Genomic DNA, 17,034 nt, shown 5'->3' with positions numbered 1-17,034 from the left:
GTTGCGGGGGCCGGATTTGAACCGACGACCTTCGGGTTATGAGCCCGACGAGCTACCGAGCTGCTCCACCCCGCGTCCGAATTGTCACCCTCAAGCCGAGCAGTAGCTTGATGGCGTTTGTCTGCTTTCGACTGTTTACACAATCGCAGGCTGACGAAAAGTTGGTTGCGGGGGCCGGATTTGAACCGACGACCTTCGGGTTATGAGCCCGACGAGCTACCGAGCTGCTCCACCCCGCGTCTGAGGTCGCCAATAATAGGCGCCAGCGCACAGATTGCAAGTAAATATCTCAAAAAAAGTTTATTCGTAGATTAATCAGACAGAGAGTGAGGACATTAGCAGCATCATGCTGTTTTTTCAGGCAATAGAGTCAAAGCCACATACCAGGCACTACACTCAGTGAGATGAACACTCCTCATTTTGGGTAGGTATGATATGCGCATCTCCGCCGGTCACTGCCGTCAGTTGGGGGCGACACCCGACAACCGCGGCGTCAACTTCGCCATCTGGGCCCGCTTGGCCAGCCGGGTAGAGCTGCTGCTTTTCTCCAGTGCCGAAGATGATAGTCCCGAGGTAATTCCCCTCTCCCCCCGTTTCAACCGAACTGCCTACTACTGGCATATCCATATTGAAGGACTCCCCATCGGGCAACGCTACGCCTACCGTATCCAGGGACCATGGCGTCCCTATTGTGGCACCCGCTTTGATGGTGACAAGGTTCTGCTCGATCCCTATGGGCGCAGTATTGAACTGGGCCCCAACTATGACCGATGGGCGGCTGCACGCCCCGGCAGCAATATGGCTTGCTGCGCCAAAAATCGGGTAGTCGATACCCGCCACTACAACTGGGAAGGAGACAAACTGCCTGCTCACTCTCTCTCCCGCTCGGTGATTTACGAACTCCATCTGGGGGGGTTTACCAACTCCCCGAGCTCCGGGGTTGATCCTGCATTGCGGGGCACCTATCTTGGATTGATTGAGAAGATCCCCTATCTGCAATCTCTCGGAGTCACCGCCGTTGAACTGCTGCCGGTGTTTCAGTTCGATCCTCAGGATGCTCCCAAGGGGCTATCCAACTACTGGGGATACAGCCCCATGTCCTTTTTCGCCCCCCATGCCCAGTACGCCTGTGGCGATGATCCGCTGACCGAATTTCGCGATATGGTCAAGGCGCTGCACAGGGCCAATATCGAGGTGATCCTGGATGTGGTCTACAACCACACCGCCGAGGGGGGAGATGATGGCCCCACCTTCTCGTTTCGCGGCATCGACAACGAGGCCTACTACATCCTCGACAACAACCAGAAGGACACCAACTACTCGGGCTGTGGCAACACCTTCAACGGCGCACACCCGGTGGTACTGCGGATGATCATGGACAGCCTGCACTTCTGGCGCCAGGAGATGCACGTCGATGGCTTCCGGTTTGATCTGGCTGCCATTTTGTCGCGGGATGAATCGGGCCAGCCACAGGCCAATGCCCCAACCCTGCGCACCATAGATACCGATCCCAAGATCGCCGATATCAAGCTGATCGCCGAGGCCTGGGATGCAGGGGGGCTCTATCAGGTGGGATCACTGGCCGGCGCCCGCTGGCGTGAGTGGAACGGCCAGTTCAGGGACGACGTACGCCGGTTTCTGCGCGGGGATGACAACAGCGTCACCGCCTTTGTCGAACGGTTGTGCGGTAGCCCCGATATCTATCACTATCACCATGCAGATCCCGAGAAGAGCATCAATTTCGTCACCTGCCACGACGGCTTTACCCTGTGGGACTGGGCCAGCTACAACAACAAGCATAACGAGGCCAATGGCGAGCAGAACCGTGATGGCTGTGATCACAACTTCAGCTGGAACCACGGCCATGAAGGGGTAACGGACGATCCCCAGATCAATGCCCTGCGCACGCGCCAAGCCAAGAACATGATGGTGGCAACCCTGTTATCGGTGGGATCCCCGATGCTGTTGATGGGGGATGAACTGCTGCGCACCCAGCACGGCAACAACAACGGTTACTGTCAGGACAACGCGACCTGCTGGATGGATTGGCAACCAACTCCCCGCAGCCAGGAGATGTTCCGCTTCATGAAGGAGCTGATCCAATATCGCAAACATCTGTTCCAGCGCCCGGAGCAGGAGAGCATGCCACTGTCGCTCACCGAAATCCTGCGGCACAGCGAGATCTGCTGGCACGGAGTCAATGCCATGCAGCCAGACTTCAGTCCCCACTCCCATGCAATCGCCATGTCGGCCCTGTCAAGCGAAACCCGACTGGCCCTTTACGTACTGTTTAACGCCTACTGGGAGCCCCTCACCTTCAACCTGCCCAGCCCGCCTAAGGGAGTTGGCGGCTACTGGCGGCGGATCCTCGATACCGCCCTCCCCTCACCGCAAGATATCTGCACTTTCGGCATGCCACTGGAAGGGTTGACCAGAGAGTATCTGGCCCAGCCACGCAGCAGTTGCCTGTTTATCTGCGGGGCCGATGACTTCTATTGATTCTCGAGAGTCAGATATGAAAAAGCCCCGGGCCTTGGCTCGGGGCTTGCTCTTTTCAGTACCAGTGTCAGATCAGCTGGTACAGCACGCTGGTAGCGGCGATCTGGGCGATAAGCAGGCCACACAGGGAAGTGGAAACCACCACAGGCGCGGTATCACGCTGCAAGTAGAGCGGGCTGAACCAGAGCAGCAGGGAAGCCACCAACAAGGCAGCCTGTGTCACCACCGCCGGGATCAGATCATCGAGATTGGCTTCAGCCCCTTGCCAGCCCACCAGCACGGCCAGCCAGATAAGGCTGGCCATGGCGCCCGCCAGCGCAGCCAGCGGCAGAAGAGTATTAAACGCCTTGAGGCGGTGACGGGCTCGCAACAGCATCAGGTGAGCAAAGGCCGCTCCCAGCATCACCATCTGCAATAAACCGCTCACCCAGCCCTGCAGCTGCAGCAGCCCGAAGCCATAAACAGCGAGTGGCAACGCCGGTAGCCAGAGCAGCGTTGAGGGGACTGCACGCTTGCCCTCCAGCCGTGACTGGGCCAGCGACAAGCCGACCCCGAGCACCAGTGCGGCACCACCACTCCAGATCAGCCAACTGGCCGCCTTGGCCTCTACCGCCAGCATCAAGGAGAGCGCGGTAATGACCCAGATGGAGAAGAGCTGCTGAGTGATGCGTGAGCGCTGGCCGGGGCAGATATCACCGCGCCATAACACGATACCGAGGGCAATGAGGGCACCAAGCGCCATCAAGCCGGTAAGGGGAAAGAGCCAAAGTGGGAGTTGGACGAACATGACGCCTCCAGCAGCAAGAATTCGGGAGCGCCACCGGGGCGCCAGAGAAGAGTGGGCGAGTATACCCAAACCTGCGGCTATCCCCAATCACGACAAACAGACCGGCAAAAAATGAGCAGATGCCCCGAAGGTCATGATGCAGCCGACAGGCCCATTATCACACCGACTTCACACCTGACCGCGAGCCAGTGCCACTACCCGCGCAAACATCTGACGCAGCACGGGAGGAATATGCTCGGCACCAAGCCGCTCGGCTTCTTCCACCACCGCCAGTGCCATCCCCGGCTTGCTGCGGTGATGAATCGCCTTATTGATGATATGACTGGCACTCCACATGGCTCGTCCGCCCACCCCTGCTTCCCGCCGGAACACGGCTTCAAAACCATTGTGATAGAGGTAATGTTCAATGTCAGAGGCTGGCAACTGAGTCAACCGATCCCGTTCCCGCTCCCCTTTGAGTTGGCCCCGGGCCGAAGCAGCATACTTGAGCCCCGCCTCGTCGCCATCGGTCAACAGGTGCCACTCGATACCAAAATCCCGCGCCACCTTGATCAGCGGTGACTGGCCGCACTGGGCAAACTCGATAATCCGCACCCCTTCGGCCCGCAAACTGTAACCACAGATCTGGGCCAGCTCGGAGAGCAGCCAGATCTCGGTCTCCCCCTCCACCAGCAGCCAGCAACGGGCAAACAGCGACATGGGGCGGTTGATCCGCACGTGGAAGGCGATCTTGCGCAGATCGTCGCTGCTGTAACGCTCGCCCCCCAGCTGGTGACAGAGGATATCCTGCTGACGGCGCACCAGTCGTCGCACCTGATTGAGCGGCAGGGAAGAGAGCAGATCTCCCGAGTTGGTGGTGAGCAGCTTCTGGCCCGGCAGTTGTTCCAGCAGCCCCCACGCCAGCGCCAGCATGGTCGGGTGCAGCCGGCTCTCAGGATCCTCCAGGATCATGATGGGACGGGCCCCCTCCTCCAGCTCGCGATTGCCTCGCGCCTGCAGCAGGGTCGCCGCCATCCCGGCCATCGCCAGTTGCAGGGTGCGGTTATCGGCATGGCGCAGCAGGGTGTGCAGGTTGCCAGGATTGCGCAACGTCATGGGACGATTGATGATGTCACGCTGGCTGCGCGGTTTGTTCTTGATGGGGGCCAGAGCGTTGAAATAGTGATCCATCAGCTGGCGCACTGCTTGCAGCGCCTCCTTCAACTCCGGCTCCCCGATGCGCTGGGGCTCATCGATCAGCTTGTCGGCCAGTTCACTGAGTCTGTGCTCCGAGAGATCTCCCCACTGCAGGGTTTCCACCCCGTTGCGGGCACTGCGAGCGTCCCGCAGCCGGAACACCGGGTTCATGGTGATCAGCAGGCTAACCAGTTCGTTAGTATTGGCAATAGGCAGGCTCTTGCCCACCCCGTCGAGAAAGTCGTGAATGGTGAGCACAGAGCCATCAGCTTGCAGCTCGGCACTGGCACGATAGTGGATGCGATGAAACTTGTCCTTGTGCAGCACCCAGGAGGCGCCAAGACGAGCCAGACGGCGAGAATGCTGGCACATTTGTGGCCTGTGCTCACTGAAGGTGAGCACCAGTTGCAGATGACGCGAAGGGGCCAGCTCGGGATCTTCCGGTTGGTGAAAATCCTCGGCGGTGAACTGATAGGGCTCGGCATTCTGCCCCAGCAGACACCAGAGCGCGCGCAACAGGCTCGACTTGCCCCAGGTATTCTCGCCAATCAGCACTGTGGTGTGATCCAACCCGAGCGAAAGACGATTTATACCGCGAAAACCTTTGACTTCAATACGTTCCAGAAACATCCAGCAATGTCCACGTCACTCAGATTGAGCAATAGTGGCAAAGTTAACTGGAAAATCCTATCGGCAGCCGGGCTTTTTCAACGTGAACTGTGAGGCACTGCAGGTTCGGGAGGGGTGACGACAGCGGTGCGATCTTGCGGGGCATTCCAGTGGCTGAACCAAAGGTGACGGGTACGGATTTGACGTTTGCGATAATTCAATGGGCATTCCTTTCAATGGATAGTGGTAGAGAGTACACCTCTTTTGCCCAAAGTCTCAGGGTTATCTGTGACGGGAAGATGACAATTGTGCCCGCCACTGCCCCGGCGTCAAACCAAACGCCTTGCGAAAACGATTACCAAAATGGGCCTGGGAAGAGAAGCCACACTGACTGGCGATGCTGGCCAGCGGCTCGGGGCCAGCCAACAGCTGCTTGGCCCGTTTGAGCCGCAGCCCCAGCAGATAGCGGTGGGGCGGGCAGCCGATACTCTGGCCGAACATGCGGGCGAAGTGGTACTCGCTCAACCCAGCCTGCTGCGCCAGCTCTGCCAGCGTGACCGAGTCGGCCAGATGGGCCTGCAGATACTCCTGCACCCGTTTGATCACCACGGGCGCCAGCCCGCCGCGCAGAGGCGGCAAACCTGGGGCCTCCTCGGTATGGTGGCGGTAGGCGTGGAGGATCAACATCCAGGCGCCGTGGGAAAGCGCCAGCCGATCGACCCCGTGCTGCCACTGAAGCTGCATCAACTGGCGCTGCACCAGTCCGGCCGCCTGCGGATCATCGATGAAAGTCTTGTCCACCAGTTGCAGGTGGCGCCCCTCCTTGTCACACACCTCCTCGGCGATACGGGTGAGGTGAGTCGGGGTGAAGTAGAGATGAAAGAAGCGAAACTCTTCGCGCACCAGCCACTCGGATCTGTGGTGATCCGGCATGATGCACACCTTGCCGGTGCCGCCGTGGCCACCCGGCCCATCGAGTCGCTCGGTCTGCTCGCCTCCTTGCAGATAGACGCTCAGGGTGTGGTGGCCCGGCTTGTGATAGCGGGTCTGGTCATAGCAGTTGCGCCAACTGGCGACGCCAAGCCCGGGTTCGAGCCAGCAGGCGTCCTCCAGCCGTGCGCCGGTGCTGACCAGTGCATCGAATACCCTTGCTGTTTTCATTAGTCCCTGCCAACTGTTCTGGTTATGTGTACGGGTTATTCCGCTGCCATCCATCTTACCGACCGCGCCCGCAGATGACAGCGCAGGGCGATGAAAAACCGCAAGATGGTGCAATCCAGCCATCAGGGCTTGCCCCATAGTGGGTCATCTCTCCCTGACTCACCGGAACTGTGATGAACCTGATGCTCTATCTTGCCACCGTGCTTATCTGGGGCAGCACCTGGATTGCCATCGCCTGGCAACTTGGCCCCATTCCCATCGAGGTATCGGTGCTCTACCGCTTCCTGCTGGCAGCGGTGGCAGTGTTTGCCCTGCTCACCGCCAGCGGCCGCTTTCCACGCCTCCCCTGGCACGGCCAGCGTTACGCCGCGTTGCTCGGAGCCCTGCTCTTTTCCACCAACTTTCTCTGCTTCTACCACGCCACCCGTTACATCCCGAGCGGCATGTCGGCGGTGATCTTCGCCAGTGCCAGCATCTTCAACGGCCTCAACCTCTGGCTGTTCGAGGGCAAACGTCCGAGCATGCGCTGGCTGCAAGGGTCGTTACTGGGGCTCTTTGGCACCCTGCTGCTGTTCTGGCCGGTGCTGGCAGATGCGCAACTGGGTGCAAACGGCTGGAAGGGATTGCTGTTCGCCTGTGGCGGCACCCTCTGTTTTTCGCTGGGCAATCTGGTCTCGGCCCGCGGCCAGCGCCACGGCTACCATGTGTTGCAGATGGTGCCCTGGGGCATGGTTTACGGCGTGGTGCTGTTGCTGGGCTGGGTCACATTGCTCGGGCAGCAACTGGTGGTGCCGACCGACAGCCACTATCTGGCGGCCATGGTCTACCTCGCCCTGTTTGGCTCGGTGATCGCCTTTACCGCCTACCTGACCCTGGTTGGGCGCATCGGTGCCAGCAAGGCCTCCTACGCCACCGTGCTCTTTCCTCTGGTGGCGCTTACCCTCTCCACCTTCTACGAAGGCTTTGTCTGGCAGGCGGTCTCGGTGGCCGGGGTGGTGGTGAGCCTGATCGGCAATCTGGTGATCTTCGCGCCGCCCTTGAGCGAATGGCGCATTCGACCGGCCAAGGCAGCAAACGACCCTTGCTCCTGAACCAGTCAGCCCCTAAGGTAACGCTCAATCTGTGACGATCCTGATGGCGATAAACAAGGGGGCGAGATGTTACTGGAAGGGCTGGAGACGCTGAGCCTGCTGGCAAGTGAAGGAACCATGGCCAAGGTGGCCAGTCGCCTCTATATCAGCCAGTCGGCGGTGAGCAAGCGGATTGCCCAGCTGGAGCAACGCCTTGGCAAGAAGTTGATCGAGCCGGAGGGGCGCCAGATCCGCCTCACTCCGCAGGCGCAGGAGCTATTGGAGCGAGTGGCCCCGAGTCTGGCCGAAATGAAGGGGGTGCTGGCCGATAGTCAGGATCTGGCGGACCAGAGCCCCCTCCCCATCGCCTGCTCCGAAACCCTGCTGGCGGGCTACCTCGCCCACTTTATGCGCGACTATCTGGAGCGCGATCCCCACCTTGCCCTCTCTACCCACCACACGCCGGTCATTCTGGCGCGGGTGCGCAGCGGCGATGCCCTGCTCGGCATCTGCGCCGGTCGGCTCCCGCCCGGCCATGGCCTCGGCGCCGATCTGCTGCTTGAGGAGCCCTTCTATCTGGTTGGCGAGGCGCAGCAGAGCCTGCCGCCAGCCAGCTCAGAAAGCAGGCGCAAGATCCTCACCATGGATCTGGAGAACCCCTCCAATCGCTACCTGCGCGAACCGTTGGCTGATTTGGGGCTGGAGCCCGCCATGGAGCTCGACTCCTATCTTGCGCTCATCGAACTCGCCAAGGCAGGCATTGGCCCTGTGCTGCTCCCCGCTGGCCTGCTGGGGCTGGTGGGAGAACAGGGGGAGATGGCACGCCCAGTGCCCGGGCTGGGCCGCCCCCTTCATCTGGTCTACCGACCAAACAGCCTAAAGCGCGAGCGGATCGCACGGCTGGTGAACGCCCTGCACCAACACTTTCGCCACCGCAGCGTCACGCCGAGCTAACTGCTCAACCCAGCAGATGTGACAACGGGGCCCGAGGGCCCCGTTAACAATTGCGATGCGGCAAGCAAGGCGCACATCAGATCCAGGCAAACAGCTCCGGATACTGGCTCCACACCAGCTTGGCAGACATCAGCAAGGAGACGGTCACCAGCAACGGCTTGATCAGCTTCACCCCTTTTTTCAGCACCATTTTGGAGCCAAAACGGGCGCCGATAAACTGCCCCAGCGCCATGCAAAAACCGACACTCCACACCACCTTGCCACCGAGCGCAAAGAACAGCAGGGAGGCGATATTCGAGGTGAAGTTGAGCAGCTTGGTATGGGCGGTGGCGCGCGCCATGCCAAAGCCCGCCAGCGCCACGAAACCAATGGCAAAAAACGAACCTGTGCCCGGCCCGAAGAAGCCGTCATAAAAGCCGACACCGCCCCCCACCAGCAGCGCAAACAGCATGGGAGTCAGACGGCGGGAGCTCTCGGCATCGCTTACCCGCGGCGAGAAGTAGAAGTAGCAGGCAAAGGCCATCAGCAGGAAAGGGAGCAGGCGCTCGAGAATGGCGGCATCTATGGTCTGCACCGCCAGCGTGCCGATGGCCGCACCGATAAAGGTGCAGATCACCGCAGGCCAGATCATCACCCACTCCAGCAGCCCCTTGCGAGCATAGAACCAGGTGGCGGAGAAGGAGCCAAAACTGCTCTGCAGCTTGTTGGTACCGAGCACCAGCGCGGGCGGCATGCCGGTGGCCAGCAAAGCCGGCACCGTCAGCAGACCGCCGCCACCGGCGATGGCATCGATAAAGCCGGCGACAAGCGCCACACCGAACAGGGCAAACAGGGTAACCAGTTCCAATTCCATCCATAGACCTCACGAGAGTGGGTTGCCCGAAGGGGGCGGGCAACCGGAGAACACCAAAACGACGTTGTGCGGGGGCACAGGCTGTTCGCTATCCTAGCGGGCCACTGACCATGAATCTAACGAAACAGTGGCAGCCAATTGATTCCTGATTTTCATTAATTTGAGCGGCCACGCCCCTGCCCCAACCCTCAGAGGGCCCGTTACAGCGCGGGTGACGGGACTTCCGCTTCCTTGATGGCCGCCAGCGCCTCACATAGATGATCCTCATCGGCACCGGGGAAACGGCTGACCCGACCGGCCATGTAGCGTCTGCTGAACAGATTGAACCAGTGCTGCAATGCCTGCCCCGCCTTGAGCTCCCCCGCCACTTCCAGCACGCAGGCCGCCACTTCGGCGGTGCAGAGGTGCTCGTCGCAGTTGGCCACCCGCATCCCATAGGTCGAGAGCGCATCGGGCTTGATGGCGAGCACCGGAAATCCGTCGAGATAGGGGCTCTTGTTGAACATCTTGCGCGCCTCCGGCCAGGTGCCATCGAGCAGGATAAAGAGCGGTTTTTTACCCGGTGCCAGCGTCACCTCGCCGGTCAGGCGGGCAGGCTCCTTCTCGCAAGCGGGAAAGACCACATAGGGCTGCCAGGCTGGATCGGCCAGCAGGGCCAGCAGCTCGGGATGGGGCTGGGTACGTGACCAGAGAAACGCCCAGGTGGTATCCGGCAACACATCGGCAATGAGGCGACCGGTGTTGGAGGGTTTCATCGGCTCACTGTCATACATCAGCAGGCAGAAACCTGCCTCTGCTTTGAGTTCGGGGCGCCACTCGCAGGCACACCAATCCTCGCGCAGCTGACAGGCCGGACAGCGGGCCAGAGTGCCGCCACGGGCAAGAAACGGTCGGGTAGAGATACTCTTGCGCCAGGCCCGCAGGCGGTTGACGGCGTGATCAGGAACAGGCTTCATCTAGGTTCACAACTGGAGTCAAAACAGGAACGGCAGCGGTGCCAACATGTCACGGCGCCACAGGGCGCGATAACAGGGGGACTGCCGGAAAAGCGCAAGATTGTACCGAGTTACGCGCTGGCGGAACAGCAATCCCTGCCCTTTTCGCCAGACACTGCGCCAACTCCTCTTGTCTTACGACTCCTGACAGCTGCGCAGCAGCTCCAGCAACAGGCTGCCATCGCGCAGCGCCTTGTGCACCTGCACCGAGGTGGGCTTGGTGGGATCTTCGTAGAAGTGGGTGGATTCAATCTGCAGCCGAACCAGATATTCGGCGGGCAACTGGCTGGCCAGCGACTGGTGCAGCATGGGGAACAGCAGCCGATCGGCACGGGTGATCTCGCCCCCCAGCAGCAGCTTGCCCGGATTAAGCAGGCAGATGAGGTTGGATAGCACCTTGGAGAGGCGGCCCGCCGCCTGATGGAGAATATCCTGACAGAGGCTGTTGCCCGCCAGCGCCAGCTCGCACAGCTCGCGGATGGTAACGCTCTCGGGCAAGTCGTGCTCCTGCATCCGCTCGCGCAGATCCCGGTATTGCGCCTCCAGCGCCTGATTGGTCACCAGGGTACAGGCGCAGCCAAAGCCGCCGCAGTAGCAGCGCTGGCCATAGGGCTCGAGCTGCAGGTGGCTGAGATCACCGAGCAGCGCATTCTCGCTCTCGATAAGCTGGCCATTGACCACCATGCCAACCCCGATGTCGTTGTGGACAAACACCAGCACCGCATCGGCGCAATTTTTGGCGGCCCCCCACTCCCGCTCTGCCTGGATCCAGGTGCGCACATCACCACTCACCAGCACAGGTACCGAGAACACCTCCTGCAAGGTCGGCCCAAGCGGCCAGTTGCGCAGATCATAGAAGGGGAAATGTTTGACCATACCGGAGTGACGCTCTACCTGTCCGGGTAGACAGAGAGCGATACAGGCCAGATTGAGGGACTTTCTCGGCAAGAACCCCTGGATCGCATGTACTAAGCTGCCCAGCAGGTCGTTACGCTCAAGCTCGGTAAAGAGATGGCGATGGCGGGCCAGGGAGCGGCCTGAAAAGTCGAACAGCGCCATATCCACGTAACCACGACCAAGACGCATGGAGAGAAACTGGAAGCGGCGCTCGTTAATACGCAGCAGGGTCTGACGACGGCCGCGCCCCACCGAACTTTCACCACAGGTCACCACCAGACCCCCATCGAGCAGTTCCCTGGTGATCTTGGTGATACTGGCTGGCGAGAGGCCGGTCAGGCGGGAGAGATCGGTGCGCGACAGCTCCTTGTGCTCCTCCAGACTGGCATAGACCAGGCCATAGTTGAGCTGACGGATCAAATCGATACTGCCTTTCACGATCTCATTCATAGGGTATGGATTAAGGGCTGAAACTGGGGCCACCGATTTTCACACATTATTGCTCGATCCCCAAATAAAGCGCGGTCTGAACCGGGGTTCAGACCGCATTGTTGAGTGAATATCATCGAGATGGTCGGGCTCAATAACGGAACTGGGAGACCAGTTTGCGCAATTTGTCACCGGTATTGGCCAGATCGCGGGTGGTGCTATTGGACTCCATGGCTGCATCGGTCAGCTCGCTGACTATCTGCTGAATGGCTACCAGGTTCTTGTTGATCTCCTCCGACACCGCGTGCTGCTCTTCGGCAGCGGTAGCGATCTGAATATTCATGTCGTTGATGGTACTGACCGCCATCACCATGCTGTCGAGGGAGCTGGCAATATGGCTCGCCTCCTGCACTGTCTCCTGACTGCGATCCTCGCTCGCCTGCATCACATCCACCGCCTGCTTCACCCCCCCTTGCAAGCGCTGGAGCATCTCATTGATCTCCTTGGTGCTCTGCTGGGTACGACCGGCCAGCGAACGCACCTCGTCCGCCACCACCGCAAAACCGCGGCCCTGCTCGCCCGCCCGAGCAGCCTCGATCGCCGCATTCAGCGCCAACAGGTTGGTCTGTTCGGCAATGCCGCGAATAACCTCGACCACAGAACCAATCTTGGCGGTCTCTTGGGCCAACTGTGCGATGACGCCAGCCGCGGTATGCACCTCCCCCACCAGTCGGTTGATGCTGTTGATAGCCGTGCTGACCACACCACGAGCGGCGTCCGATTCACGGGCTGCATCACTGGTTGCCGTCGCCGCGTTGGAAGCACTGGCCGCCACCTCCTGGGCAGTGGAGCTCATCTCGGTCACCGCAGTCACCACCTGATCGGTTTCCCGGCTATGGCCATGCATCTGCTGGTCATAGTGCTCGCTCAGATGGTGCAGCTTGTCAACAGCGGTGAAGAGATGGTTACTGGTCTCGCCAACCTGACTCACCACCGACTGGATCCGCTCGACAAAGCGGTTGAAGGCGCTGGCCAGCTGGCCAATCTCATCGTCGCTCAGCACCTTGAGGCGCTGGGTGAGATCCCCGTCACCATTGGCAATATCGTTCAATGCCAGCACGGCATCAGCCAGCGGCTTGGTAACCCGATTCCCCACGATCACGGTCGCCGCCAGGGTGACACCCAGGATCAGCAAGATCACCAGCACACTGCTCTGCAGCGACTCGTGCATATTGCTTTCGCGCTCGGCGCGCAGGGCCGCCAGCTCGTTGTCGATGTCATCGATATAGAAACCGGTACCGATAACCCACTGGTATTTGTCGAGCGCAATGTTGTAGGCGAGCTTGGGAGCATCACGACCAATGGAAGGTTTGGCCGTCCAGTACTCGGCAAAGCCATCCCCCTGACGGGCCACCTTGATAATGTCCTGGATCAGCAACTTGCCCTTGGCATCCTTGTCGTTCCAGCGATTTTTTCCCTCCAGCTCGGCACGGGTAGGCAGCAATATGGTATTGCCCTCGAAGTCATAGACAAAGAAATAGCCATCGCTGCCGTAACGCAACGGCCTGAGCAGCTCTTTGACCTTCTGACGATTTTCCGGAGAATCCGGCTGTGCATAAACGGCATCGACGGCGGTTTTGGCCATCATGATGTAACTGCTGAGCAGCGCTTTACGCTCCTTGATGGCATTCTCCCTCGCCACCACCAGCTCAGACTCCAGGTCGCTCTTGGAGACCATGTAGTTACTTAGATTGACCACCAGGGCCATCAGCAGCACGGGTACTGCACCCAATAACAGGATTTTCTGTTTTAGCGTCATCTTTCACATCCTTGCAGCTGTTTTTATTGGAATTCCTTGCTTACCCATCAGTATAGGTGCTGGCAGGGCGAGCCCAGCTTTCGTTACAATTCCCTTAAACAAATCGGCCAGAACGTGAAAATCATGAATCTTTGTCCTTGCGGCTCAACCCTTTCTCTCGAATTGTGCTGTGGCTTACGTCACAGTGGCGCGGTGGCTGACACCCCGGAGCAGCTGATGCGCTCGCGCTACAGTGCTTTTGTGCTTGGTCTGGGGGAGTATCTGGTCTATAGCTGGCACCCGGCCCACCTTGGCGGTCTCACCGCCGAAGAGCTTTCACGCATCGAAACCCGCTGGGATGGTCTCGAAATCATCGCCAGCCAGGGCGGCCCGGAGGATGAAACCGGGATGGTGGAGTTCAAAGCCTGGTTTCTGGAAGGGAATGAGCGTCACTGCCTCCATGAGCGCTCTCGCTTCGTGCGTTATCAGGGCCGCTGGGTCTACACCGAGGGAGAGCAGGATCCGGCGCCCCTCAAGGCGGGGCGCAACGATCCCTGCCCCTGTGGCAGCGGCAAAAAACACAAAAAGTGCTGCGGCTGACCCCTAACACACCCACCAGACTCGTCAAACAGTGACAAGGGGCATCCGATGCCCCTTTTTTGTGCCTGTTATTCGCCACCAGCCCACAAACCGATGCGATAACAAGCGTGACAAATGTCACATAATGCTCATTAACGCGCGAGCAAATGAGCGTTTGCGAGCGCAAATTTGGCCCATATCAAACATTTCCACTCAGAAGTAGGCCACACTGGCCTCATCTGGAAGAGATGAGACGGGCAACAATGAAAAGAATAACTACACAAGTCGTCATCATAGGCGGCGGTGCCACAGGGGCCGGCATCATGCGCGATTGCGCACTGCGCGGCATCGACTGCATCCTGCTCGAGCGCGATGATATCGCCGCCGGCACCACCGGCCGCAACCACGGCCTGCTCCATTCCGGTGCCCGCTACGCGGTGACGGATCAGGAGTCCGCCCGCGAATGCATCCAGGAAAACCGCATCCTCAAGCGGATTGCCAGCCACTGTGTAGAGGACACGGGCGGCCTCTTCCTCACCCTGCCGGAAGATGACATCAATTTCCAAACCACCTTTATGGATGCCTGCGCCCTGGCCGGTATCGAAACCCGCCAGCTCGATCCCGGTGAAGCCCTGCGCATGGAGCCCAACGCCAACCCGGCGATGATCGGCGCCATCCATGTACCGGACGGTACGGTCGACCCGTTCCGCCTCGCCGCAGCCAACGTGCTGGACGCCAAAGAGCATGGCGCCCGCATTTTCACCCACAGCAAGGTACTGGGACTCTTGCGCACGCAAGATCGGGTGCACGGGGTCAAGGCCATCAACACCCGCACCGGCGAAGCGTTCGAGGTGGAGTGTCAGGAGGTGATCAACGCCGCTGGCATCTGGGGCCAGCAAATTTGCGAATACGCCGATCTCGGCATCCGCATGTTCCCTGCCAAGGGATCCCTGCTCATTATGGATTACCGCATCAACCAGCTGGTGCTCAACCGCGCCCGCAAACCGGCGGATGCGGACATTCTGGTGCCGGGCGATACCATCTCCCTCATCGGTACCACGTCGAGTCGCATCGATTACAACAAGATTGACCAGCTCACCGTCGAACCCGAAGAGGTCGAGGTGCTGCTGCGCGAAGGTATCAAGCTCGCCCCCATCATGGCCCGCACCCGTCTGCTGCGCGCCTACGCCGGGGTACGCCCGCTGGTGGCGGTGGACGGTGACGACACCGGCCGCAACATCAGCCGCGGTATCGTGCTGCTGGATCACGCAGAGCGCGACGGTCTCAAGGGCTTCAACACTATCACCGGCGGCAAGCTGATGACCTACCGCCTGATGGCGGAATGGGCCACCGATCTGCTGGCCAAGAAACTCGGTAACAACAAACCCTGCCAGACCGCCGAGCTGAGCCTGCCCGGCTCGCGGGATCCGGAGAAGGTCTCCGCTCCCGGTCTCTCGGTGCCGGTCGAAGGCTCCGCCCAATACCGCCACGGCGAGCGGGTCATCGCCTTCTTCCGTGACAATCCCAAGGCCAACGCCCTGATCTGCGAGTGCGAAATGGTCACCGCAGGTGAAATCGAATACGCCCTGCGCGAGCTGGATGTGGACAACCTCATCGATCTGCGCCGCCGCACCCGTCTGGGCATGGGCCCCTGTCAGGGCGAGCTCTGCGCCTACCGCGCCGCCGGTCTGATGCAGGAGTACGGCAAGGCCGACGGTCGCCAGGCCTGCGTCATGCTGCGCCAGTTCCTCGAGGAGCGTTACAAGGGAACCCGCCCCGTCCTGTGGGGCGATGCCTTGCGCGAGGCCGAGTTCACCTACTGGATCTACGAAGGGCTGTTTGGCCTGGGGGAATGGACGGCGCCACAGCTGGTCGCCGATACCCCACGCGACCCAACCAGCGAGACCACTCACAAGGAGAGCCGTCATGAAGTTTGACAATATCGTTATCGGCGGTGGCATGGCGGGACTCTCGGCTGCCCTGCGGCTGGTGGAGGCGGGCCAGAAGACCCTGCTGATGGCCTCCGGCCAGAGTGCCCTGCACTTCTCCTCCGGCTCGGTAGATCTGCTCGAAAGCGAGGGGGATCCCCGCGCTGCGCTGCCTGCCTTTATGGCAGCCCATCCGGATCACCCCTACAGCAAGGTGGGGATGCAAAATATCGAAGCGAGTCTGGCCGATCTGCAGCGCCACTGCGCCGAGCAGGGATTGCCGCTGGTTCGCCACGACACCAATCACCAGCGCCTGACTCCCATCGGTACCCTCAAGCGCACCTGGCTCTCCCCCGATACCTGTGCCTGCGTCACCGATGCGCCGATCCCGGACGTACTGCTGCTGGCCACTCTCGAAGGCTTTCGCGACTTTCATCCGGCACTGGCGGCGGCCAATCTGGCGACCCATCCGCGCTTCGCCCACTGCCGCATTCTGACTGGCGAGATCCGCCTGCCCCAGCTGGCCGAATTCAGCCGCAATCCCCATGAGTTTCGCTCTGCCGACATCGCGCGCCTGTGTGACAAGCACCATCTGGTGGCCGATTTGGCCAGCGAGATCAGTCGAATGGTGCAGGAGAGCGGCGTGCCCGACTGCCGCCATATCGTGCTACCAGCCTGCCTGTCGCTGGGGCTGGTTGGCCCGCGTCTGGCGGAGCTGGAGCAACGTACCGGCTGCACCATCAAGGAGGTGGCGACCATGCCGCCGTCGCTGATCGGGATGCGGATGCAGGAGGCGCTCAAGCGCCGCTTCATGGCCCTTGGCGGCACTTTCCTCACCAGCGAGCGGGTGCTGGGCGCCCGTTACGAGGGGGATCGGGTGGTCGGCGTACACACCCAGAATGGCGATGATCAGCTGTTTGAAGCGGACAACTTCGTGCTCGCCTCCGGCAGCTTCTTTAGCCGCGGTCTGGAGTCCCGTCTGCGCGGCATTCGCGAACCCATCTTCGATGCCGATGTGCTGAGTCTGGAGGAGCGCGACGCCTGGGCCGGTCGTCGCCTGTTCGACCACCACCCCTTTATGGGTTTCGGAGTCAAGACCGACGACAAGCTGCGTGTGCTGCGTGGCGGCAAGCCGCTCGCCAACCTCTACGGCGCCGGCAGCGTGCTGGCTCACTATGACCCCATCAAGGAGGGGTCAGGTTCAGGTGTCGCCGTTGCCACCGGCTGGCAGGCCGCCGGCCATATTCTGGGCGCCGCCCAATGATTTATTTGTCCCATATCCCGTGCCTTCACACCCTA

Annotated in this window: 13 protein-coding genes and 2 tRNA genes; 6 read left to right on the top strand and 9 right to left on the bottom strand. The window is 60.6% G+C overall.

All coding sequences use genetic code 11. The annotated features are described in order from the left end of the window. Window position 1 precedes the first annotated feature (1 nt). Window positions 2-75: transfer RNA gene (locus G5182_RS17780), tRNA-Met, on the bottom strand. 87 nt (window positions 76-162) lie between these two features. Next, a tRNA-Met gene (locus tag G5182_RS17775) sits at window positions 163-239 on the bottom strand. Between the two features lie 196 nt (window positions 240-435). Here G5182_RS17775 and glgX point away from each other — a divergent pair. After that, on the top strand, window positions 436-2,499 hold the full coding sequence (gene glgX, locus G5182_RS17770) for a glycogen debranching protein GlgX (RefSeq protein ID WP_421254592.1): 2,064 nt from the start codon (window positions 436-438) through the stop codon (window positions 2,497-2,499). 67 nt (window positions 2,500-2,566) lie between these two features. On the opposite strand, the gene G5182_RS17765 is transcribed toward glgX, so the two are convergent. The 3 genes from G5182_RS17765 to G5182_RS17755 all read right to left on the bottom strand — a co-directional run bounded on the left by G5182_RS17765 (window position 2,567) and on the right by G5182_RS17755 (window position 6,232). Beyond that, window positions 2,567-3,286, bottom strand: coding sequence for a hypothetical protein (locus G5182_RS17765; RefSeq protein ID WP_151285685.1), 720 nt, complete (start codon window positions 3,284-3,286; stop codon window positions 2,567-2,569). Between the two features lie 168 nt (window positions 3,287-3,454). After that, window positions 3,455-5,092, bottom strand: a complete 1,638-nt coding sequence (locus G5182_RS17760) for an ATP-dependent endonuclease (RefSeq protein ID WP_421254591.1) — start codon at window positions 5,090-5,092, stop codon at window positions 3,455-3,457. 261 nt (window positions 5,093-5,353) lie between these two features. Further along, window positions 5,354-6,232: a helix-turn-helix domain-containing protein gene (locus G5182_RS17755; protein ID WP_421254590.1), complete on the bottom strand. Its 879-nt coding sequence runs from the start codon at window positions 6,230-6,232 to the stop codon at window positions 5,354-5,356. A gap of 173 nt (window positions 6,233-6,405) precedes the next feature. Here G5182_RS17755 and G5182_RS17750 point away from each other — a divergent pair, with 173 nt between their 5' ends. Then, window positions 6,406-7,323, top strand: a complete 918-nt coding sequence (locus tag G5182_RS17750; RefSeq protein ID WP_421254589.1) for a DMT family transporter — start codon at window positions 6,406-6,408, stop codon at window positions 7,321-7,323. A gap of 66 nt (window positions 7,324-7,389) precedes the next feature. Beyond that, entirely contained in the window at window positions 7,390-8,256 is an 867-nt protein-coding gene (locus G5182_RS17745) for a LysR family transcriptional regulator (RefSeq protein WP_421254588.1), read from the top strand. A 76-nt stretch (window positions 8,257-8,332) separates the two neighbouring features. Here G5182_RS17745 and G5182_RS17740 read toward each other — a convergent pair whose 3' ends face one another. The 4 genes from G5182_RS17740 to G5182_RS17725 form a co-directional block, all read right to left on the bottom strand. Then, window positions 8,333-9,109 (bottom strand): TSUP family transporter, encoded by a 777-nt coding sequence (locus G5182_RS17740; protein WP_421254587.1) that lies wholly within the window; start codon window positions 9,107-9,109, stop codon window positions 8,333-8,335. 200 nt (window positions 9,110-9,309) lie between these two features. Next, on the bottom strand, window positions 9,310-10,065 hold the full coding sequence (locus G5182_RS17735) for a tRNA-uridine aminocarboxypropyltransferase (RefSeq protein WP_216953485.1): 756 nt from the start codon (window positions 10,063-10,065) through the stop codon (window positions 9,310-9,312). A gap of 174 nt (window positions 10,066-10,239) precedes the next feature. Then, on the bottom strand, window positions 10,240-11,451 hold the full coding sequence (locus G5182_RS17730; protein ID WP_216978887.1) for an ROK family transcriptional regulator: 1,212 nt from the start codon (window positions 11,449-11,451) through the stop codon (window positions 10,240-10,242). Between the two features lie 130 nt (window positions 11,452-11,581). Next, on the bottom strand, window positions 11,582-13,249 hold the full coding sequence (locus tag G5182_RS17725) for a methyl-accepting chemotaxis protein (RefSeq protein WP_421254586.1): 1,668 nt from the start codon (window positions 13,247-13,249) through the stop codon (window positions 11,582-11,584). 123 nt (window positions 13,250-13,372) lie between these two features. Here G5182_RS17725 and G5182_RS17720 point away from each other — a divergent pair, with 123 nt between their 5' ends. From G5182_RS17720 to glpB, 3 genes are all read left to right on the top strand, one after another. Then, on the top strand, window positions 13,373-13,828 hold the full coding sequence (locus G5182_RS17720) for a YchJ family protein (RefSeq protein WP_216953484.1): 456 nt from the start codon (window positions 13,373-13,375) through the stop codon (window positions 13,826-13,828). A gap of 242 nt (window positions 13,829-14,070) precedes the next feature. Beyond that, on the top strand, window positions 14,071-15,744 hold the full coding sequence (gene glpA, locus G5182_RS17715; protein ID WP_421254585.1) for an anaerobic glycerol-3-phosphate dehydrogenase subunit A: 1,674 nt from the start codon (window positions 14,071-14,073) through the stop codon (window positions 15,742-15,744). Next, window positions 15,734-16,999 carry a glycerol-3-phosphate dehydrogenase subunit GlpB gene (gene glpB, locus G5182_RS17710; protein WP_159143803.1) on the top strand — a complete coding sequence of 422 codons (1,266 nt, stop codon included), beginning with the start codon at window positions 15,734-15,736 and terminating at the stop codon, window positions 16,997-16,999. The genes glpA and glpB overlap by 11 nt, the downstream gene beginning before the upstream one ends. The last annotated feature ends 35 nt before the right edge of the window (window positions 17,000-17,034 follow it).

Source organism: Aeromonas sp. 600948 (assembly GCF_049174875.1).
Classification (GTDB): Bacteria; Pseudomonadota; Gammaproteobacteria; order Enterobacterales; family Aeromonadaceae; genus Aeromonas; species Aeromonas veronii_A.
Note: the sequence above shows the minus strand (reverse complement) of the source record. Positions and strands in the feature narration are given on the sequence as shown.

What these genes read in the sequence shown, in the direction of transcription:
- G5182_RS17750 (WP_421254589.1), top strand. Translation starts at nt 6,406, where the DNA reads ATGAACCTGATGCTCTATCTTGCCACCGTGCTTATCTGGGGCAGCACC.
- G5182_RS17765 (WP_151285685.1), bottom strand. Translation starts at nt 3,286, where the DNA reads ATGTTCGTCCAACTCCCACTTTGGCTCTTTCCCCTTACCGGCTTGATG.
- G5182_RS17720 (WP_216953484.1), top strand. Translation starts at nt 13,373, where the DNA reads ATGAATCTTTGTCCTTGCGGCTCAACCCTTTCTCTCGAATTGTGCTGT.
- G5182_RS17745 (WP_421254588.1), top strand. Translation starts at nt 7,390, where the DNA reads ATGTTACTGGAAGGGCTGGAGACGCTGAGCCTGCTGGCAAGTGAAGGA.
- G5182_RS17755 (WP_421254590.1), bottom strand. Translation starts at nt 6,232, where the DNA reads ATGAAAACAGCAAGGGTATTCGATGCACTGGTCAGCACCGGCGCACGG.
- G5182_RS17725 (WP_421254586.1), bottom strand. Translation starts at nt 13,249, where the DNA reads ATGACGCTAAAACAGAAAATCCTGTTATTGGGTGCAGTACCCGTGCTG.
- G5182_RS17730 (WP_216978887.1), bottom strand. Translation starts at nt 11,451, where the DNA reads ATGAATGAGATCGTGAAAGGCAGTATCGATTTGATCCGTCAGCTCAAC.
- glgX (WP_421254592.1), top strand. Translation starts at nt 436, where the DNA reads ATGCGCATCTCCGCCGGTCACTGCCGTCAGTTGGGGGCGACACCCGAC.
- glpA (WP_421254585.1), top strand. Translation starts at nt 14,071, where the DNA reads ATGAAAAGAATAACTACACAAGTCGTCATCATAGGCGGCGGTGCCACA.
- G5182_RS17740 (WP_421254587.1), bottom strand. Translation starts at nt 9,109, where the DNA reads ATGGAATTGGAACTGGTTACCCTGTTTGCCCTGTTCGGTGTGGCGCTT.
- glpB (WP_159143803.1), top strand. Translation starts at nt 15,734, where the DNA reads ATGAAGTTTGACAATATCGTTATCGGCGGTGGCATGGCGGGACTCTCG.
- G5182_RS17760 (WP_421254591.1), bottom strand. Translation starts at nt 5,092, where the DNA reads ATGTTTCTGGAACGTATTGAAGTCAAAGGTTTTCGCGGTATAAATCGT.
- G5182_RS17735 (WP_216953485.1), bottom strand. Translation starts at nt 10,065, where the DNA reads ATGAAGCCTGTTCCTGATCACGCCGTCAACCGCCTGCGGGCCTGGCGC.